At 44.0% G+C, this 19904-nt stretch carries 17 protein-coding genes; 5 read left to right on the top strand and 12 right to left on the bottom strand.

What is annotated here, in order from left to right:
• Positions 1-188 precede the first annotated feature (188 nt).
• Both ccoS and RT084_RS12025 read left to right on the top strand, forming a co-directional pair.
• Complete coding sequence (gene ccoS / locus RT084_RS12030; protein WP_096489036.1) at positions 189-419, top strand: cbb3-type cytochrome oxidase assembly protein CcoS; 231 nt, start codon at positions 189-191, stop codon at positions 417-419.
• A gap of 89 nt (positions 420-508) precedes the next feature.
• Positions 509-1423, top strand: coding sequence for a sulfite exporter TauE/SafE family protein (locus RT084_RS12025; protein ID WP_313100268.1), 915 nt, complete (start codon positions 509-511; stop codon positions 1421-1423).
• Between the two features lie 422 nt (positions 1424-1845).
• Here the strand turns inward: RT084_RS12025 and RT084_RS12020 are convergent, their stop codons facing one another.
• The 5 genes from RT084_RS12020 to RT084_RS12000 all read right to left on the bottom strand — a co-directional run bounded on the left by RT084_RS12020 (position 1846) and on the right by RT084_RS12000 (position 8655).
• Entirely contained in the window at positions 1846-2049 is a 204-nt protein-coding gene (locus RT084_RS12020) for an oxidoreductase-like domain-containing protein (RefSeq protein WP_313100266.1), read from the bottom strand.
• Positions 2050-2118: 69 nt separating this feature from the next.
• On the bottom strand, positions 2119-5721 hold the full coding sequence (gene mfd / locus RT084_RS12015; protein WP_313100264.1) for a transcription-repair coupling factor: 3603 nt from the start codon (positions 5719-5721) through the stop codon (positions 2119-2121).
• A 238-nt stretch (positions 5722-5959) separates the two neighbouring features.
• Positions 5960-7216, bottom strand: a complete 1257-nt coding sequence (gene alr, locus RT084_RS12010) for an alanine racemase (protein ID WP_312386042.1) — start codon at positions 7214-7216, stop codon at positions 5960-5962.
• A 166-nt stretch (positions 7217-7382) separates the two neighbouring features.
• Positions 7383-7898: a ribonuclease E activity regulator RraA gene (rraA, locus tag RT084_RS12005; RefSeq protein WP_201666241.1), complete on the bottom strand. Its 516-nt coding sequence runs from the start codon at positions 7896-7898 to the stop codon at positions 7383-7385.
• Between the two features lie 43 nt (positions 7899-7941).
• Positions 7942-8655, bottom strand: coding sequence for an NAD-dependent epimerase/dehydratase family protein (locus RT084_RS12000; RefSeq protein WP_312386045.1), 714 nt, complete (start codon positions 8653-8655; stop codon positions 7942-7944).
• A 350-nt stretch (positions 8656-9005) separates the two neighbouring features.
• On the opposite strand from RT084_RS12000, the gene rpsT reads away from it, so the two are divergent.
• A complete protein-coding gene (gene rpsT, locus RT084_RS11995; RefSeq protein ID WP_007117302.1) occupies positions 9006-9275 on the top strand; it encodes a 30S ribosomal protein S20 in 270 nt (89 codons plus the stop codon).
• A 181-nt stretch (positions 9276-9456) separates the two neighbouring features.
• Here the strand turns inward: rpsT and adk are convergent, their stop codons facing one another.
• The 6 genes from adk to RT084_RS11965 form a co-directional block, all read right to left on the bottom strand.
• The gene (gene adk / locus RT084_RS11990; RefSeq protein WP_312385719.1) at positions 9457-10113 is read right to left on the bottom strand and encodes an adenylate kinase; all 657 of its coding nucleotides are present in this window, start codon (positions 10111-10113) and stop codon (positions 9457-9459) included.
• 261 nt (positions 10114-10374) lie between these two features.
• Complete coding sequence (gene ccmI, locus RT084_RS11985; RefSeq protein WP_312385721.1) at positions 10375-11655, bottom strand: c-type cytochrome biogenesis protein CcmI; 1281 nt, start codon at positions 11653-11655, stop codon at positions 10375-10377.
• Positions 11655-12218: a cytochrome c-type biogenesis protein gene (locus tag RT084_RS11980; protein ID WP_312385722.1), complete on the bottom strand. Its 564-nt coding sequence runs from the start codon at positions 12216-12218 to the stop codon at positions 11655-11657. Before RT084_RS11980 ends, ccmI begins: the two co-directional genes overlap by 1 nt.
• The gene (locus tag RT084_RS11975) at positions 12215-12790 is read right to left on the bottom strand and encodes a DsbE family thiol:disulfide interchange protein (protein WP_065252789.1); all 576 of its coding nucleotides are present in this window, start codon (positions 12788-12790) and stop codon (positions 12215-12217) included. The genes RT084_RS11980 and RT084_RS11975 overlap by 4 nt, the downstream gene beginning before the upstream one ends.
• The gene (locus RT084_RS11970; protein WP_312385724.1) at positions 12777-14861 is read right to left on the bottom strand and encodes a heme lyase CcmF/NrfE family subunit; all 2085 of its coding nucleotides are present in this window, start codon (positions 14859-14861) and stop codon (positions 12777-12779) included. The genes RT084_RS11975 and RT084_RS11970 overlap by 14 nt, the downstream gene beginning before the upstream one ends.
• 66 nt (positions 14862-14927) lie before the next feature.
• On the bottom strand, positions 14928-16238 hold the full coding sequence (locus RT084_RS11965; RefSeq protein WP_065253097.1) for a DUF445 domain-containing protein: 1311 nt from the start codon (positions 16236-16238) through the stop codon (positions 14928-14930).
• A 482-nt stretch (positions 16239-16720) separates the two neighbouring features.
• Here RT084_RS11965 and mrdA point away from each other — a divergent pair, with 482 nt between their 5' ends.
• Both mrdA and rsmD read left to right on the top strand, forming a co-directional pair.
• Positions 16721-18700, top strand: coding sequence for a penicillin-binding protein 2 (mrdA, locus tag RT084_RS11960; protein WP_309592688.1), 1980 nt, complete (start codon positions 16721-16723; stop codon positions 18698-18700).
• Between the two features lie 35 nt (positions 18701-18735).
• Positions 18736-19359, top strand: coding sequence for a 16S rRNA (guanine(966)-N(2))-methyltransferase RsmD (gene rsmD, locus RT084_RS11955; protein ID WP_309592689.1), 624 nt, complete (start codon positions 18736-18738; stop codon positions 19357-19359).
• Between the two features lie 108 nt (positions 19360-19467).
• Here rsmD and RT084_RS11950 read toward each other — a convergent pair whose 3' ends face one another.
• Positions 19468-19713, bottom strand: coding sequence for a hypothetical protein (locus tag RT084_RS11950; RefSeq protein WP_007115268.1), 246 nt, complete (start codon positions 19711-19713; stop codon positions 19468-19470).
• Positions 19714-19904 lie beyond the last annotated feature (191 nt).

Genomic DNA, 19904 nt, shown 5'->3' with positions numbered 1-19904 from the left:
TATTATACCAATTTAATGAACTTTTGTGTGTTTATTCGTGCAAAGGTTTCTAAAAGCTATTTAATTGCTGTTATTTAATTGCTAAGGCAATGCTGCGACATTTTGCCGCATTTATTTATGCCAAAATAAGCGTATAATGGTTTTTTTAACTTAATTCTTTTGTTTACGCCAAGTAATGGGGATGCACGATGCAAAGCATGTATTTTTTGATTCCTATTAGTCTAGTGCTATTTGTATTGGGTATTTTTGCCATTTATTACGCCATCAAATCACGCCAATTTGACGATTTGGACAATGAATCTCAGCGGGTCATTTTAGATGACAGACAATTTCGCCGCGAACAATTGGGGCAAAATCCCGCCAAACCTTCATCTTCTCAGCCCCCAAAAACACAAGACCCTACTGACGAGCAAAAATAACGCGTTGGTGTTATCTTTCTTCCTGCTGATTTGTTTCTATTGATTTATTTACGTCTTGCAAAAATTTTTAGACTTTTTTGGAGCATTTTATGACCTGGGCATTATTTTTGGCAGCGTTTAGCATGGGATTGTTTGGCTCACCGCACTGCCTGGGGATGTGCGGTGGCATTGTGACGGCTTTTGGGCTGTCTATGCAGCATGTATCGGACAGCAAAAAAAATGGCTTGATTTTGACGTATCATTTGGGACGCCTCATCAGTTATTCCTTGCTTGGATTGATTGCCAGTCTTGTTGGGGTGGCAATCTTTCAATCCATTATGAGCAACAGTGCGCCAAGAATTGTACTGGGTGCGGTATTGGTGTTGATTGGGCTTGCGATGCTTGGGTTACCGCTGTTTAATCAGTTAGAAAAGTTCGGGATGCGCTTTTGGCAATCGCTTGCCCCGATACGCAAAAAAGTGTTTCCGATTGATAGCTTTGGTAAAGCTTTGTTTGCTGGCTTGCTTTGGGGATTTTTGCCGTGTGGATTGGTGTATGGTGCGCTCATGATGGCGATTGCTGGCAACAACGTCGCTACAGGGGCGGCTCTAATGTTTGTATTTGGGCTAGGTACCATGCCGATGTTGATTGCCACGCAAAAAACTGTGGGGATGCTACAGTCGAGTATTAAAAATTTTCGTCTTCGCCAAATTAATGGGGTGATTATGATGTTGTCTGGGCTTGCGGTGATTTTTATCCCGATGATGATGCACCATAACCATGGTTCACATAATCAAGGTTCACACAGTCATGCCATGAATGAGACGAGTATGCACCACGATATGTCGACGATGAATCATTCTGCGTCTAATCCTGCTTCTATGCCAGCTTCGACTACCATGCCTATGAACCATAATATGAGTGATGATATGAACCATAATCATAACATGAATCACGACATGCACAATATGCAGGATATGGATAAGCACCATGAGGTGGCGATGCCTGCCAGTACCAGTCCCTAATCACTAGTTACTAGTTACTAGTCAGTAATCATTCATTTATATTGCCCAAAAAAAACAAACCTCTTAATCGGTATATTAAGAGGTTATCGGTTACGAATTTTTAGGTTTTACGCTTAACTTGCAGTTTACATTTCTACCGCGTCATCGCCTTCGTCAAGATAGATGATATCGGTTTCATATTCAAACGCTTCATTTAACATATCTAACATTTTTTACTCCTATCCTTCTTTATCCAATGATTATGGATTTTTTATTCATTTTAAGGCTTTTGCCATTTTTTAGTTGTTTACTTACTATTTTACGTTATCAATGCAACTTCATAACGTCATGATATTTAACGTGAGTTTGATGACATTAGCATGAAATTCATGTGACAGGAATATGAATTTACAAAAAATTACTTTTATTGAAGAATAATCCAGCTACCGAGCAGGTTTGTCGAGGTCGCTAAGTAGTTTTGGCACGCTTTTGAGTCGCTGTTGCTGTTCGTCATAGGCTTGTTTTTGGACGCGGTAAATTTCATACACGCACAATTCTTCGCAGCCGTTGTCGCAACATTCCCAATCTTCAGGATAAGTAGGTTCTTCAATTAGGCGCTCGCCATTAGGTAATTGATTTTCCATCATTTTCTAAATCTTCTTTTTTGCTATAACACGCTTATGATGAGCCAATAATTATTTATTATCAGGTCATCATCACGCTTTTAAAGATAATTTCTCTATGAGATTTTTTACCGCGTCAATCCGTCCTTCTGGTGTGGCAAGGGCTTTGTCATCCATCATTTTTAGCCCTGTCGCGCCATTCATTTTAAATTTTTTCGGATTCGACTGAATAAGCCCAATAATGGTAATGGCTTCCACAGGGGTGCTGGGTGAAAACTCAAAGGTGACTTGCCGCTCATTGCCATCAATCTTGCTTATCTCCAGCGCTTCAGCCATTAAGCGGATTTGGTGAATGGCAAATAAATTTTTGGTCGGCTCCGGCAAACTGCCAAAACGGTCTAGCATTTCGCTGCGGATGCTAATTAGGCTGTCATAGTCTTCAGCATTGGCGATTTTCTTATAAAACAATAGCCGCTGATGCACATCACCCAGATAATCTTCAGGAATGAGTGCCGACAAATGCAGATTAATATCACTGGTTAGCGATAATGGGGTGTTCAAATCAGGTTGTTTGCCTGCTTTGATGGCTTTGGTGGCACGGTTTAGCATATCCATATACAGGTTAAAACCAACCGCTTGCATATTGCCGCTTTGGTTTTTGCCCAGCAGCTCGCCCGCCCCACGAATCTCAAGGTCTTCACTGGCAAGCATAAAGCCTGCCCCCAATGTATTGGCACGGCTAATGGCATCTAGGCGCTTTTGGGCGTCGCTGGTCAAGCCTTTAATAGACGGCACAAGTAGATAACAGTAAGCTTGGTGGTGACTACGCCCAACGCGGCCGCGCAGTTGGTGAAGCTGGGCTAGCCCGAATTTATCGGCACGGTTAATGATAATGGTATTGGCATTGGGGATATCAATGCCTGTTTCGATGATGGTGGTACACACCAATACATTGTGTCTTTTGTGGTAAAACGATTGCATGATTTGCTCAAGCTCTCGTTCTTTCATCTGACCGTGAGCCACTGCCACCCGAGATTCGGGCACAAGCTCTCGCACGGTTTCTGCCATGCGCTCAATACTTGCCACATCGTTATGCAGTAAAAACACCTGTCCGCCACGCAATAATTCACGCAAAATCGCTTCTTTGAGTAAGTTATCAGACTTTTGCATGACAAAGGTTTTAATTGCCAACCGCCTTGCCGGGGGCGTGGCAATAATCGACATGTTGCGCATACCCGATAACGCCATGTTCAGCGTGCGCGGAATGGGTGTCGCGGTCATCGATAGTACATCGACATCCGATTGCATGGCTTTGATACGCTCTTTATCTCGGACGCCAAAACGGTGCTCCTCATCGACAATCATCAGACCTAAGTTGGCAAACTTGACATCTTCTTGCAAAATACGGTGGGTACCGATAACGATATCAATTTTACCTTCGGCTAAGCCTTTGAGAATCGCATCGTGCTGTTTTTTGGTGCCAAAGCGCGACAGGCTTTCAATACGAATGGGCCAATCGGCAAATCTATCCAAAAAGTTGTCTTCGTGTTGCCCAGCAAGCAGCGTCGTTGGTACTAGCACTGCCACTTGATACCCTGCTTGCACCGCAATAAAAGCGGCACGCATTGCCACTTCGGTTTTACCAAAACCGACATCGCCGCACACCAGCCTGTCCATGGGTTTATTTTGCTTCATATCAAACTTAACCGCTTCAATGGCATTGGCTTGATCAGGCGTTTCTTCAAACGCAAATTGACTGGCAAATAAGTCATATTGGATTTGGTCAATTGGGAAGTTAATGCCCACTTTGGCATCACGGCGGGCTTGCACGTTGAGCAGTTCCGCCGCCACATCATGAATTTGGCTGAGTGCTTTGGCTTTGGCTTTATCCCATTTACCGCTACCTATGGTATGAAGCGGTGCGGTTGACGAGTCGCCACCCGCATAACGGCTGATAAGCTGCAGATTTGCCACAGGCACATACACACTGGCATCATCTGCATAGGTAAGATGGATGAATTCTTGCAATTGTCTATCAATCTCAAGGGTAATCAAGCCTTGATAACGCCCAACGCCAAAATCAATATGCACCACAGGGTCGCCGATGTTAAGCTCACTGACTGATTTAACCAAAAATTCATCAGACACATCGCTTTGGCGACGGCGGCGAGTCTGTAACACCTGCCGTCCAAACAACTGGGTTTCTGAGAGAATCGCAAACTTATCGGGGAGTAACGCACCTCGTTCAATCGGTGCAATGGTCAAGGCAATCGCATTACTATGCGCCTCATCCATGTTTGCAAGAAAATCGGTCAATCCTGAAACACTTTGCAAATTAAAGCGTTTTTGCAACAGCTCCGATAAAATCTCACGGCGACCCGCAGTTTCGGCAACCAATAATATCGGTTTAGCAAACTGCTCGCGAAATGCAATCAGTCTTTGTAGTGGCTGAGCAAGTTTGTGGTCAACGGTTAAATCAGGTGGTGTGTCAACCACTGCGTTGATTGCCCCTGCTTTGGTCTCATCAATTGGTTGTTCGCTGGTGATAATGCGAGGATATTGGGCAATTTTTTCGTTAAAAATATGTTCTGCCAGATACAAATCTTGCGGTGCCACAATAGGTTTTTCGATATCGTGCCTGCGGTCATTGTAGCGAGTTTGGATTTGTTGCCAAAAATTTTGGTAAGCCGTGTCTATTTGATTATCGACGATAAACAAGCTATCTTTGGGCAAATAACTAAAAAAATCCGAGCCATTTTGCCAAGTATCCGTGTCAAAAAATAATGGCTGATAATACTCCACCCCCGCGGGTGCAATGCCGTTCATCACATCGTTAAACAGCTCAAAACGGCGGGCGGATGTGTTGGCAAAGGTGCTAGCAAAATTGGCGCGAAACGTTTCTTTACCCTCATCCAGGGGAAATTCTCGCGCAGGTAAAATCTGAAAGCTGGTGATTTTACCGATGGTTTCAGCCGATTTTTTTTGACTATTCATGAACTTGACATATTGATGGGGGTCACTGTCTTTTAATTCGTCCAAATCCGCTTGGGTCAAGCTACGCTGGGTTTGCGGGTTAAAAAAACGGATACTCTCAATCTCATCATCAAACAAATCAATGCGCACTGGAAACGGCTGACCAATGGCAAACAAATCAATCACGCTACCACGCACAGCAAATTCCCCAGGCTCAAAGACATTATCTACCGCATGATAGCCCGCAGTCGCCAGTTTTCGACGTTCGGTTGCCACATCGAAGGTGTCACCCACTGACAAATCAAAGTGTTGCCCCAATAGCCATGAGGCAGGGGCGACGCGGTGCATTAAGGTCTGCACGGAAATCAGTAAAATACCATCAGTTGGCATATGGGTAAGCAAATGAATCCGCTCAGAGACAATGTCATGGTGCGGTGACAACTCGTCATAGGTAAGCGTTTCCCAATCAGGAAACACATGGGCATCAACCCCACTAAATGCCAACTCTGTTTCAAGCTGATTGAGCTGATTTTGGTCACGGGTCACAACGACTTTTAGGCGGTTTTGCTGACCACTATCGCTACTGGTGAGGCTGGCAAGCCATAAGGCTTGGGCCATGCCTTGTAAATTGCCCAGCCATTTTTTGTCATGCTTAGCATTGTCAAACAACGATTGGTTAAGGCGAAAGGAAAGATGGGACAGGGGGTGTGTAACATTCGTCATTGGTATAGGTCTTTTGGTTATCGGACTTTTGGTTATAAGTCTTTTGATTAAGAAGGGCGAAAAATAATGACGTTATTGTGGGGGTTTTTGCTGAAAAATTAAAGCTAAAATAGCAGTGTTTTAGCAGACTTTTTGGCAATAACACTTTATCCCTGCAATGCAGCAATCTAGCGTTTTTACCAAAGTGATATGCAAAAAAACACCGCCAATTTGACGGTGCTTTTTTGTCAAGCTGACGTTATTTTTTGAGCGATTTAGTGATTTGCGCTTTGACAAATTTAGGATTTGAGTTACCCCAGTTGGCGTAGATTTCGGTAAAGAGTGTACCTGTAATATCTTCGATTTCCGACTGGGTGATTTCGGCACTACCTTGTTTACCAAAGATAACCACCTCATCGCCTGCTTTGACATCGGGGTAATCGGTGACATCGACCATAGTGGTATTCATCGAAATTTTGCCCAATGCAGGGACTTTATGACCATTAATTAAGACATGACCTTTGTTGGTAAAGGCGCGACGGTAGCCGTCTGAATAACCAAATGGTAAATTTGCCAAATAGCTATCTCGTGTCAAGGTATAAGTACGGTCATAGCCAACAGTTGAGCCTTTAGGATAGAAATTGACGCTAGCCACACGGCTTTTGAACGACATAATGTAGTTGAAATCTGGACGTTCATAGTAAGGCTCGCCAAACAAAATCCCTCCTGGACGCACCATATCAAACCAACCTTCTGGCACGTTCAGTGACACAAATGAGTTCGCCGCATGGATGGTGAGTTTTTTACGGTCGAGTTTGGCGGTTTTAATCAGCCAATCGGTGTTTTGTTTAAAACTAGCCAACCCTTTTTGTACATCGGCTTTATCTTCAACAGGAAAATGGGTCATGATACCGACGATGTGGAGATTTTTAAGCTTGGTAATTGCCAAAGCGTCTTGTTTAGATTTCTCAACGCTCAAATCCAAGCCGTTACGGTCCATGCCGCCGTCGTTGAGTGCCATATGAAAATTAATGACCACGCCCGCTGCTCGTGCGATATCACTGGCAGTTTGGGCTTGTTTAAGGGTACCAAATAACTCTTCGACATTGTATTTTAAGCCGTCTTCAATTTCTTGGTTGGTCGCCGTACGCACCCGCATCACTCGTCCTTTATAGCCGTGTTTGCGGGCGATACGGGCTTCTTCGTTACTGGCAATGCCGATACAAGGCACTTTATGCTCAATCACGGTAGGCATCAAATTATCAATGCCAAAGCCATACGCATCGGCTTTTAAAATCGCACAGATTTGGGATTTACCACCTAAATGCGCGCGCATCGCTTCAATATTATGCCCGTACGCTTCAGTATCTACTTCAAGCCAAGCGTTGGTATTGGCAAGATTAACAATATGAGGATTATCGCCAGCATACGTTAGCGCGGGCGCGGCTTGCGCGGGCGCAGCGTGATACATGACGGTGGCGATGGCAAGCGATAGCAGAGTTTGATGTAGTTTCATAATAATTCCCAAAATGATATGACAATAAAAAAATCAGAAAAAGTACGTGCTTTCATGCGCTGATATTAACGCAGTCAAGCCACATAAACAGTTAATATATCAACACTTGATGCGGGTTTTTAACCCACATAGTCTACTTTTTAGTTTAGTAGCTTAACTTAGCTCATTAAAGCAATGATGTCGTACTCACAATCATGCCATTATTATCTGCATACACATACATGCCAGAGTTGATAGTTAGACCGCCAAAGCTGATTTCGATATCCGTCTCGCCCACACCCTTGCGATTAGATTTGCGGGGAATGGCGCCGAGCGCTTGTACGCCAATTGGCATTTTGCCCATATCATCTACATCTCGCACACAGCCATAAACAATCACGCCAGCCCAGCCATTATCAACCGCACTTTGTGCAATCATATCACCCAGCAAGGCACAGCGCATTGATGCGCCACCGTCTACCACCAAAACTTTGCCATTGCCTTTCTCATCTTTGCCATACGTGGCTAACAGCTCTTTAACACGGCTATTGTCTTCAAAGCATTTGACGGTTACCACTTCACCGCCAAATTTTGTGTTACCGCCATAGCTAAAAAAGCGTTTGCCTTCCATGTTGGGTGCACAAACCTGACATTCTGGATTATCATCTAATAAATCGCAGGTAATAAAATTTTGTAACGTCATGTCGCTCATCATGGCTCCTTAAGTCAATCGTTTTTTGGGAAGGTTAGTTTCTAAACCGCGTCATCGCTAGCATTTCACCGTTACTGATAACTTGGGTTTTCTTGGCGGTATCGACGCTATTAGCACATTTTTCATAGGTATGTTTGATGTGCCAATTGTTGCTCACCAGCGCCATTGCCATCGCTACCCTATCGGCTTCTATGGGACGGACAGGCAGTTTTTTAGGCACAATAGGTTTGATGAGTTTATACGCCGTCTGCGCGATGGTTTCAAGTTTACGGTCATCGTGTTTGCCAAGCAGCAAAGAGGGACGAAAAATTGCCAATTCTTGAAAGCCTAAATTACCAATCGCCGTCTCAAGCTCACCTTTGACACGGTTATAAAAAAAGCGACTGTCGGCATTGGCGCCCATTGCCGATAACAAAAAAAACCGCTCTACGCCTTTTTGTTTGCAAGCTTTTGCAAATTCGACATTATAGGTAAAGTCGATTTGTCGAAAAGCCGCTTCACTACCCGCTTCCTTAATGGTGGTACCCAGACAGCTAAAAGCATCGGTGTCTTTACCAATCGACAGCGCAGACACAAATTCATGCATTTGATTAAAATCTTTAAGCTGGTAAAAATGCATCGAATCACTCAACCCTTTTGGCTGAGAGCGCGCAATGATAATGACTTTTTGATAGAGACTGCCAAGCTGAGTGAGTAATGAATTGCCTACCAACCCGGTTGCACCGATAATTAATGCTGTGCGCTGCATAAAACAATGACCTCAGTATGAATATTTTATGAGTTTTTAATGTCATTTTATTTAATCACAGATAATCAAAACTTTCACCTACAAATACGTTTTTTTCAGCGTTGGTGGGCATTGCGCGATGGTTTTTTGGTCAACAGACGAAATACGCTGAATAATCTGCCGAATAAGTTGTCATTGTAGCGTGAGTTTGCTAAAATAGCGGGCTTTAAATCCGCTTGATATCGTTAATTGTGTTTCCGTGTCTAGTGATTCAAGGATTCAAGCAACCCTAACTACCCGTGTCTGTAATAAGCGAATGGCTGCTCACTTACTAACAGATCGATTTATATTGCAAATCCAAGGAGATTTACGTGGCAAATTCTGCACAAGCTCGCAAACGCGCTCGTCAAAACGTTAAACGTCGTCAATTAAAAGCATCACAACGTTCTATGGTTCGTACTTTCATCAAACATGTGGTAAAAGCCGTTGAAGATAAAAACTACGAAGCAGCGACTGAAGCTTACAAAAAAGCAGTTCCAGTGATTGACCGTATTGCTGACAAAGGCGTGATTCACAAAAACAAAGCAGCACGTCATAAAAGCCGCTTAAACAAAGCAATTAAAGCCCTTAAAACTGCTTAATTGTTTGTTTAAAACTTAAAAAGCCAATTCATATTGAATTGGCTTTTTTATTGAGACTGATTTAGCTATAAAATTGATTTAGTTATAAAAAAAAGCTGAAATCAAAATTTCAGCTTTTTATTTAGCTTACCTAATATTAATTTTCTTAAAAACCCATTGACGCTTTTAATCATGGTTTTAATTATGCTTTTAACTCGGCAAGGACTTGTTCACTGACTTTATCAATCGCTTGTGTACCATCAAATTTAGCATAGCGCGGCGCATTTTGACCTGATTTTGCCAAGTCTTGATAAAAACCAACCAAAGCTTCTGTTTGGTTATGATAAGTCGCTAAACGATCGCGGATGGTATCTTCTTTATCGTCATCACGCTGAACCAAGTCTTCACCAGTTTCGTCATCTTTATTTGCCACTTTGGGTGGATTGTAGACCACATGGTACACGCGACCTGAAGCAGGATGAGAACGACGACCTGACAAACGAGACACAATGTCTTCATCAGGTACGGCAATTTCTACCACGTTATCGATGTGTACGCCTGCATCGGCTAACGCTTGGGCTTGTGGAATGGTACGCGGAAAGCCATCAAAAATACAACCGTTGGCACAATCTGGCTGCGCAATACGGGCTTTAACTAGGTTGATAATTAAATCATCTGAGACAAGTCCGCCGGCATCCATGATACTTTTGGCTTGTTTGCCAAGCTCAGTACCTTCTTTGATAGCGGCACGTAGCATATCACCTGTTGAGATTTGTGGAATATTAAATTCCTTGGTGATGATTTGTGCTTGGGTACCCTTACCAGCGCCAGGTGGCCCTAAAAGAATAATACGCTTCATAAACCTATTCCTTAAGTCGAAATTATTAAAATCGCCCTATCTCATTACTGCAATAGCAAAAAAGACCCACAAATGGTGTGTTCGAATAACTAACAGTTTTGAAATACTGGGTTAACAATACTCGTTAACCGCTAAAATCTCAAGCAATTTTTGCAAAATAATTTAAATTGATAGGGGTATTAAAAATAAAAATGTGGCAAGCTTTAATCCGCCCCTTATTCAATTAATCCCCTATTCAATCAAGAGATTTTTCATAACGATTTAAGGCACGATTTTATCAATCAATACGGTTGTCGAGTCAGCCGTTTTCTCTAGCGGTACGGGGTTACTCGTCAAGTCACCACTTTGCGGCATGGCGTCACCTGAAGCACTAATCCGGGCAGTAATCACCAATGGCTCATTCGTGCTAATCGCCGAACTTAAGGTCATGGTCGGCATGATGCTATCGTTATCGCTGATGTTAATTGCCATACCATTGATGGTTAAGCTATCTGCTGACAGTTTTTTGGCAGCAACAGGGGGACCACCTGCCATCTTACGCACATTAACAAATAAGCTTTCGCCTTTTTTCACCCGCCCTAATATCTCCGGGGTGACTTTGACATTGACTGTAATCGCCTGTTCGCCTTGGGCTTCCCGCTGGTTGATAGTCTGCTCAAGTTCAGATAAGCTGCTTAAGGCTTGGGTATGATCGCCAGGACGCGCTTGGATTTCGGTGCGTAGCAGTTCTACCCATTTTCGAGACTGCGCGTAGTTGCCCGCCCGCATTTCGCCCATTGCCATCAGCATTTGTGCGCCTTGGTGTTTGGGACTTTTGGCTAGAATATGCTCAACCACTTGACGGGTTTTGTCATCCATTACCCCGCCTTGGGTAAAAAAGCTAGTTTGGGCGTAGGTGATGGCGATTTTTTCATCATCAGGATTGAGACGATACGCCCTTGCCAAGGCTTCAATTGCTTGCTCGGGTGCTTGCAAAGCTACAAACACTTCAGAGAGACGGAACCAACGTAGCGGATCGGTGGCATGATGATGCACATTGGTTTGCATGGCACTAATCAGTCCCACACTGTCTTTGGTCGCCCATTCGGGTGGCGTATCGATTTTTGCGGTCAATAAGTCATCCGCGACTTTTCCCAAACGATTTTGTGCATCCCATAATTGATAGACGGGCGTGCGGTCGGCAATCATCGCATAAGCCATCGCAGATAACAGCGGAATCCAGATGATAACTATCAGACGGCTTTTCCAATTGGGAGTAAAATGGCTGGTATCTTGATTGTCACTGATGTCTAGTAATTGACGCTCTAACGCCAGTTTTTGGGTTTGATAAGTCGCCTCATCGATTTCACCCTCACCAAAATCGGCATCAAGTTCTACCAATCGTTGTTTGAATACTTCAATATTGAGCGTTAGTAGCTGATTATCAGCGCGATTGGCGATGGCGTGATGGTCTTGGGTTTGCAACCATGGTAACAAAATAAATACCGCAAGCGTGATAGCAAACAAAAGCGCGACAATGATAAAAATAATTAGCGTTGACATTAATTTTCCTTAACCGCTGCTTGATTGATTTCACTAGTTTTAGCATTGGCAGCGTTATCATTGGCGTTTAACAAGTCTTGTAATCGCTGTTGTTCGGCGGCTGAAAGTGGCGCATAGCCGTCTTCTATGGGATTGGCAATGACAGCGGCACGTTTTGACGAATTACGGTTACGAATAAACCAAGCCAGCATTACAAACACCAACAGCACAGGCGGAAAAAACCATAAAATCCAGGTAGATGGGCGCACAGGGGGTTTGTAGCTAATAAAATCACCGTAGCGCTCATTCATATACTGGCGAATTTCGGCGTCGGAACGACCGTCTTTGACCATGTCATAAGTCTTTTGTTTTAAATCTTGTGCAATTGGCGCATCGGAACCTGCCAAGTTTTGGTTTTGACATTTTGGACAACGAAATTCTTCAATGAGCGCACGATACTGGGCTTCTTGGCGCGGGTTGTCAAATTGGTAGGTATCAATATTTGCCCAAGCCGATATGGATAACCCTGCGACTAGCAACACCACACCCATCAGGTGACGAATTTTTGCAAATGTGATACTCATTGGCACACCTCACGGATTTTAGCATCAGCGGCTTGTTCACGCAGCGCAGTCATACAAGGCAATACTTGCTTGTTGTAGCGCTCTTCGTTGATTTCACCCAAGATATGCTGGCGCACATTGCCTTTGCCATCGACCACAAACGACTCTGGCACACCTGTCAGACCCAAATCAATGCCAAAATTCCCTTCTTTATCTTGCACATTGAGGGTAAATGGGTCTTCATGGGTGTTGAGATAATCGAGCGCGTCTTTGGTTTCATCTTTATAATTGACCCCAACAATCGGTACACCTGCTTTTGACATTTGCAATAAAAACGGGTGTTCAACTTTACAAGTCACACACCAAGATGCCCATATATTGAGTAGAAATGGCTGTTTGGGTAGCTGTGCTTGGGTAATCATTTGTGATGGGTTACCCAAAGACGGTAAGCTAAAACTTGGCAAAGCGCGATTGAGCGAGGTGTTGGTCACTACCGTGGTATCTTTGCCCAACCGCGTATAAAACAGCGCAATGATAATCAAAAAAAGCACCAAAGGAATCAAAAACCAAAGTTGTCTTTTACGCATTGCCATGAGCACTCTCCTCACCTAACTCACTGTCATTTTTTACTAACACGGGGGCGATTGCCGCTGGGGTGTTAATCGCTGCCAAATTCCCCGACTTGTCATCACTCATATCAGCAAGTCTAGGCAGTTTACGATAGCGTTTATCAAACATACTTAAAATCGCACCGAGCGCCAGCACAAAACCACCCCACCACACCCAGCGTACGCCAGGTTTGATATAGATACGCACCGCCCATTTAGTGGCATTGGCTTCACTTTGATTGGCGTCCAAAATAGGCTCTCCCATTGCCATATAGATATCTCTTAATGGGTTATACTGGATAGAAGCTTCGGTCATGGGCATTTGACTGACCACATAATGGCGTTTTTCTGGATAAAGGGTGGCGACTATTTGGTTATTTTTACGAACACTGACCACCGCTTGGGTGGCATCAAAGTTGGCGCCGCGAATTTTTTTTAGCTCATCCATCGTGAACTGGTAGCCTTGTACTTCAACCGATTGGTTTTTTTGCATGGCAATGTCTTTTTCGATACTTAAGCTTGTGGTAATGGCAATACCCATCACGGATAGCAAAATACCCAAATGCGCCAGCTGCATTCCCCAATAGCCCATGTGCAGACGTTTTAGCCCAGCGCCCAGCGAGCGCGCGTTACGGGTTTTGTCTTTGATATCAATCACCATCCATACCAACACCCATAAACACAATGCCGCTGACATAAAGATATTGATGTTGATACTACTGACCAAGAAATAGCTTAAAACCCCGGCTAACACAAAACAACTGGCTAAAATCGCCAAGCCTATACCTAACAATGGACGGGTGTCTTTTTTCCAACGGCTGACCGGTCCAATGGCTAAAAACAACAACAATAACCAAGTTAACGGCACAAATAACGCATTAAAATAGGGCGCTCCCACCGATACTTGACCCAGTTTTAACGCATCGGCCAGCATTGGATAAAGTGTGCCAATCACCACCACGATGGTTGCGACTAATATAATAATGTTATTGATGACCAATAACGTCTCACGAGATTTGAGCTGATAATGGCTTTCTTGGGTCAAGCGCCAACCGCGCCACGCAAACATCGCCAGACCGCCACCGATGACCACGCCCAAAATCACTAGGATAAACAGACCGCGTGTGGGATCTGCGGCAAATGAGTGAACAGAGGTAATGACCCCCGAACGTACCAAAAACGTACCCAATAAACTTAAAGCAAAAGTGAAAATCGCCAACATAATCGTCCAAGCTTTGAACACGCCGCGCTTTTCGGTAACTGCCAATGAGTGTAATAATGCCACCCCACCGAGCCAAGGCATAAAGGACGCGTTCTCCACAGGGTCCCAGAACCACCAGCCGCCCCAGCCAAGCTCGTTGTATGCCCACATTGAGCCAAACACGATCCCTAAGGTCAAACAACACCAAGCCGCTAGTGTCCAAGGACGCGACCAACGCGTCCACACCGCATCTAACCGACCTGCCCATAATGCTGCCATGGCAAAAGCAAACGGTACCACCGCGCCCACATAGCCCATATATAGCATCGGTGGATGAAAAATTAATCCAGGGTCTTGCAGTAGTGGATTCAAATCTTTGCCATCCACTGGGATGCTGGGTAGACTGCGATTAAAAGGTGACGACACAAAAATCACCATGCTTAGCATCATCATTTGCACAAAGGCTATAATCACCAACACGCGTGCGCGCATGGCAAGCGGCAAGCTTCGACTAAAAACGGCCACCGCCGCGCCCCAAGTCGCCAAAATGGTGACCCACAGTAACAGTGAGCCTTCATGCCCGCCCCATGTGGCTGATAAGCGATAGTACCAAGGCAGCAAAGAATTTGACTGATTGGCGACATAAATCAACGTAAAATCATTGGCATAAAACCCATACATCAGGCACAAAAATGACGTGCCGGTTGCCAAAAACTGCGCAATGGCAAAACTTCCCGCCAGTCGTTGCCAAGCAGGTTGGTGTTTAAACACCCCGACTGCTGGCAAAATAACCTGTAAAATGGCAATCACCAAGGCTGAAATAAGCGCAAAATAGCCCAATTCAGTAATTAACATACCCACTGCTCCTATCGCTGTAGTGGTTATCACACTGTAGAATTTTCACCAAAAAAATGGGTCAAATTAATAAAACACCAATATCAAATGTATCCAGCCCGCCAAAAACCCTGTCACGCCGCCCAAAATAATCAGTGTTAATTCATCTTCACGAAAGGCAGGACGCAACAGATTTTGAAATTCATTGGGCGTCAATGCGCGAATACGGTCTCGAAACAGCCCAAAGATTTTTTCTGCGCGGCTAAGGTTAAGCTCAGGATTACTCATCGGCACCATGGTCGCTGCTATTGACTTATCAATAATCACGTGTCTGAGCTGACCAAACTCTTTACGACCTAAACCAAATTTCAAGCTCGTTTGAATCACCTGTGATTCCAATATTGGGTTTAGGTGTTTTTTAATCAGCTCACGCGTTTGCATCGCACGGCTGCCATACATCATTTCATGCATGATGTTTTTGAGCGTGACCAAATCTTTGACCACAATCTCAGCAAACACCTCAGAGACCTCAGGCTGGCGTTTCATAAAACCACCTTGCCAGTTAAATTGTCCCATGTGCGGTTTTTCAAAGCGAATAAACGGCAGTGATTTGCTAAAACTAAAAAATTTGGGATAGCGATAATAATGCGGCTCAATCGGATTAAATACCATCCAGATGGCAATCCAATTGGTCAACAGCCCCCAAATCGCGGCAAAAAACGGCACCGTCCAATGCTGCGGCACAAACCAAAAAATCGCCATTTGCAAAATACCAAATACAAACCCAATCAACGCACTGATATGCCAAATAAAATTAATCTCTTTTTGACCTACTTTCAAAAACATGCGCACCATCAGCGCACGGTCGCTTTCCATCTTGTTAACAATCATCTCGCGCATATCGACCAAGTTTTCGACATTGTAGGTCAAGTCGAGCACCAGATTTTTCATGATAGCTGGCAATTGCTCGTGTCCATACGCATAGATACGGCGTTTGACAGCAAAAGGCAAATTCGCCCACAGCGTTGCCGAGCGCTCATTCATGATTTCATCAATCAGCAAATCCAAGTTTTGGTTCATGGTTTGGCTGATAAAATCCGCCACTTCTTCAGGGTGCATGGCTTGGAAAAACTCATCGAGCGAGCCAAGCTTGGATAAAGTTTGGTCAACGATAATCCCGGATATTTTACCCGCTTTGCGTGGCACAATGCCCTGCCAGCCGATACCGCCGCCTGGAAATCCTTGAATCTTAATGCCCCAAAAATGAATGGGATAAAATAGCATCTTGAGCGCCATCCATACATGCGCCCAAGTCACGACTGCTGTCACAAATGGAATGGTCAGCATGGCGAAAAATTGCGGATGGATTGCAAGCTTGTGCCAAATTTCTGCAAACATATCAAAAAAGCTCACATGGTGAAAAAGCTAAAATCAAAGGACCATAAAACCGAGATGACATTACAAGGTTTGCTTGACAACGTCTGTAGTATGGGTGCGTGAATATGGGTGCGTTCAAACTGCTAGATTTTAGCACAGAAAGATATATTTTACCTGAAGAAGTTGTATTTTTAGCGGTTTTGCGTCCCTATGTTATCATCCATATTGCCGTCAATGCGGCTATCATAATTTGATACACTTGTTTTGACAGCAGCCGTTAGTTATTTGCGATTTTGACAGGATTTGGGCATGCTTATTTGCCATGTTTTATGCTAGTATATCGCTCTTAAATTTTGATTTGAGCCATCAGATTTAAGCCACCCATACTTAAGCCACCCATATAGGAGCTTAGTAGCTGGGTGATATCCCTATATTTGCATTAAGCTAAACATTCATCGCACCGCGACCCTTTTTAAAACCGTTCTAATTGCTGTTACCCGCTTATGAAACCACCCCATTCTTCAGATATGCAACGTGAAAATCTTATCTTTCGCCGCCGGGTAATTTTGGCATCGGTGTTTGTGTTTTTGGGCTTGGTTGGCTTGATTGTACGCTATGCTTATCTACAAATTTATACCCATGACCAGTACGTCACCCAGTCTGACAATAATCGTATCAAGCTGGTTTCTGCACCGCCCAGTCGCGGCTACATTTATGACCGGAACGGCGTGATTTTGGCAGATAACCAGCCTGTTTTTACCGCTGTCATCAGTCCTGATGAAATTGACAATCCTGACAATACCTTGGCGCTACTCACGCCGATTTTTCAGTTGACACCTGAAGAAATCAGTGAAGCTTCAAAAGCCCTTAAAAAAAGTAAAAACGAACCTGTCACCATTAAAATTGGACTTACCGAACAGCAAGTTGCCCAGTTTAGTGAACGTAAACCGTTTTTTAAAGGCGTGACGATTCAAAGTAAACTCACGCGCACCTATCCCTACAGTGACTTATTTGCCCATGTGATTGGCTATGTTGGGCGTATCAGCGACAACGATAGTAAAAAGTTGGATAAAAAGCTGTATGCAGGCACCGATTTGATAGGTAAAACAGGGATTGAAAAATATTACGAGTCGCTGCTACTGGGCAAACCCGGTTATCAATCAATTGAAACCAATGCCTATGGCGATATCATCAAAAAACTCGATACCAAACCACCCATTCCCGGCAATGATATTTATCTAAGCCTTGATTATGGGTTACAAAAATTGACCAGCGATTTATTAAATGGTAAACGCGGCGCGGCGGTGGCAATTGACCCAAGCACTGGCGAGATTTTAGCCTTTGTGAGCAATCCAAGTTTTGACCCCAATCCCTTTATCACTGGAATTAGTAGCAGAGAATACAAGGCACTGCAACAAGACCCCGACATGCCACTGTACAACCGTGCGCTACAAGGGCAATACCCCCCGGGTTCTTCTATCAAACCGATTGAGGGTTTGGCAGGGATTCATTACGGAATAATGGGATGGGACAGTAGTATTTATGATCCGGGTTATTTTAGTCTGCCTGGCGATAGCCATAAATTTCGTGACTGGAAAAAATCGGGTCATGGTAACGTCAATTTGCATAAATCCGTGGTCGAATCTGTCGATACCTACTACTACAAGCTGTCTTATCAACTGGGTATTGACCGGCTTCATGATTGGATGACGCGTTTTAATTTTGGTAGTAAAACGGGCATTGATTTGCCGGGAGAAAAAACCGGGGTCTACCCTTCTACTGAGTGGAAAATGAAAACCTATAAAAAAGCCTGGTTGCCTGGGGAAACCATTTCTGTGAGTATCGGGCAAGGGTATTTTTTGGCGACACCCTTACAGATTGCCAACGGTATCGCCATGCTAGCCGGTGATGGACAGCATTTAACCCCCCATCTGCTCAAAAAATCCACCGGTGCCGAACATGTCACCCCTATTGAAAAGCCCGATGGTAAAATTCAATACAACGGTAACCCCAATGATTGGCAGCGTATGCACCTAGCCATGGAAGATGTGGTCAAAAAAGGCACAGCGCATAATATCTATACGCCAACTTATCGCATCGCTGGCAAAACAGGCACAGCGCAGGTCAAATCTATCGCACAAGGTAAACGCTATAACGAAGCCGCGCTTGACTCGCGCCACTGGGATCATGGCTGGTTTGTTGGTTTTGCCCCGGTCGAAAACCCGCAAATTGCCATTGCCGTCATCGTAGAAAACGGTCGGCATGGTGGCTGGGTAGCACCGATTGTGCGTAAAATGATGGATTACTGGCTCATTGATAAAATCAAAAAACCGATTGTGCCCCCATCGCCTGAAGAACTTGCCAAAATCAACGCCGAAAAACAAGCCGCCAAATTGCAACGGGCAGCGTTAGTTTTGTCGGGTAAACCTATTATCTCAAAACCCAATACCGCCAAACTCCCTGCGGTGGGTGGCGCTGACTAACGTAATGTAGATGTCCAAACTATGATTTCTAAACCATGATGTCCAAAATTAGCAAACGAGCCAATAAAGCCACCAAATCCCCCCCTATTTCTCACGTCCGTATCATCGGCGGCGAGTATCGGCGGCGTTTGGTAGCGTTTATCGATGCCGATGGGTTGCGACCAACCCCCGACCGTGTCCGAGAGACAATATTTAACTGGCTTGCCGATGATTTAGTCAATGCCAAGGTACTAGATTGCTGTGCTGGTAGTGGGGTGCTCGGTTTTGAAGCCTTGTCGCGGGGTGCCAAGCAGTTAACTTCTATCGAGCCTAACCATGAGCAATGTAGGCAAATTAAAGCCACCCAAGCCCTGTTAGGTATTGCTGATACAAAAATTGTGACAATGGAAGCTACGATACAACATGCCTTACCACAACTGGCAAAGACCGAGCCGTTTGATGTGGTGTTTATCGACCCGCCTTATCAACTAGCGTTATGGGATACAATTTTGCATGGGTTAATCAACCATCAGTTAATTCATCCGCAGACATTACTGTATATCGAAAGCGATCAAGATCATAGCCACCTGTTAGAATCTTTTACCGCGTCACTTGAGCCACTTAAATATAAAAAAATGGGGCAAATTTTTGCCGGCATTTATCAGCTAAAAGCGCTTTAATTTAAAGCATTTCAATTCAAAGCCCTTGAACTTAGCCATTAAAAAACCGACTGGATTAACCCAGTCGGCAGATATAATAACCATTCACGCCTAATAGCAAACCCACTATTAGCTTTTAATGCATATACCCACTTGTACGGCAGAAGCTGACGGACATAAATATTTTGATGACTGTCCTTTTAAGTTGTTGGCTTCATACAGATAACTGACCCCAACCACCATCAAAAATGTCACCACGAGCGCTAACATAATCACCAGCACAACACTATGAATGTTGATTTTGGATTGATGGCGCGTCACTTCTACACTATCATCGGCATCTTTATCGTTCGTATTGTTAGCTTGATGGATCATAAATTGTGTCCTAAAAAATTTGAAATTTAACCGATTAAATTTCATTGTGTTACTTTTTTTAGCAAACAACCATGGGCTAAAGCTATAGGTTGTATTGCCACAAAAGCTATGTACATATGTACAAAGGTAATCAAACATTATACCAAACCCATAAAATATAGTATTATAGCTATATGAAAGAATCAAACCCA

Source organism: Moraxella sp. CTOTU48717, from assembly GCF_032057165.1.
Taxonomy (GTDB): Bacteria; Pseudomonadota; Gammaproteobacteria; order Pseudomonadales; family Moraxellaceae; genus Faucicola; species Faucicola tetraodonis.
This window is presented reverse-complemented; position numbering and strand designations above follow the sequence as displayed.

What these genes read in the sequence shown, in the direction of transcription:
- ccoS (WP_096489036.1), top strand. Translation starts at nt 189, where the DNA reads ATGCAAAGCATGTATTTTTTGATTCCTATTAGTCTAGTGCTATTTGTA.
- RT084_RS12025 (WP_313100268.1), top strand. Translation starts at nt 509, where the DNA reads ATGACCTGGGCATTATTTTTGGCAGCGTTTAGCATGGGATTGTTTGGC.
- RT084_RS12020 (WP_313100266.1), bottom strand. Translation starts at nt 2,049, where the DNA reads ATGATGGAAAATCAATTACCTAATGGCGAGCGCCTAATTGAAGAACCT.
- mfd (WP_313100264.1), bottom strand. Translation starts at nt 5,721, where the DNA reads ATGACGAATGTTACACACCCCCTGTCCCATCTTTCCTTTCGCCTTAAC.
- alr (WP_312386042.1), bottom strand. Translation starts at nt 7,216, where the DNA reads ATGAAACTACATCAAACTCTGCTATCGCTTGCCATCGCCACCGTCATG.
- rraA (WP_201666241.1), bottom strand. Translation starts at nt 7,898, where the DNA reads ATGACGTTACAAAATTTTATTACCTGCGATTTATTAGATGATAATCCA.
- RT084_RS12000 (WP_312386045.1), bottom strand. Translation starts at nt 8,655, where the DNA reads ATGCAGCGCACAGCATTAATTATCGGTGCAACCGGGTTGGTAGGCAAT.
- adk (WP_312385719.1), bottom strand. Translation starts at nt 10,113, where the DNA reads ATGAAGCGTATTATTCTTTTAGGGCCACCTGGCGCTGGTAAGGGTACC.
- ccmI (WP_312385721.1), bottom strand. Translation starts at nt 11,655, where the DNA reads ATGTCAACGCTAATTATTTTTATCATTGTCGCGCTTTTGTTTGCTATC.
- RT084_RS11980 (WP_312385722.1), bottom strand. Translation starts at nt 12,218, where the DNA reads ATGAGTATCACATTTGCAAAAATTCGTCACCTGATGGGTGTGGTGTTG.
- RT084_RS11975 (WP_065252789.1), bottom strand. Translation starts at nt 12,790, where the DNA reads ATGGCAATGCGTAAAAGACAACTTTGGTTTTTGATTCCTTTGGTGCTT.
- RT084_RS11970 (WP_312385724.1), bottom strand. Translation starts at nt 14,861, where the DNA reads ATGTTAATTACTGAATTGGGCTATTTTGCGCTTATTTCAGCCTTGGTG.
- RT084_RS11965 (WP_065253097.1), bottom strand. Translation starts at nt 16,238, where the DNA reads ATGTTTGCAGAAATTTGGCACAAGCTTGCAATCCATCCGCAATTTTTC.
- mrdA (WP_309592688.1), top strand. Translation starts at nt 16,721, where the DNA reads ATGAAACCACCCCATTCTTCAGATATGCAACGTGAAAATCTTATCTTT.
- rsmD (WP_309592689.1), top strand. Translation starts at nt 18,736, where the DNA reads ATGATGTCCAAAATTAGCAAACGAGCCAATAAAGCCACCAAATCCCCC.
- RT084_RS11950 (WP_007115268.1), bottom strand. Translation starts at nt 19,713, where the DNA reads ATGATCCATCAAGCTAACAATACGAACGATAAAGATGCCGATGATAGT.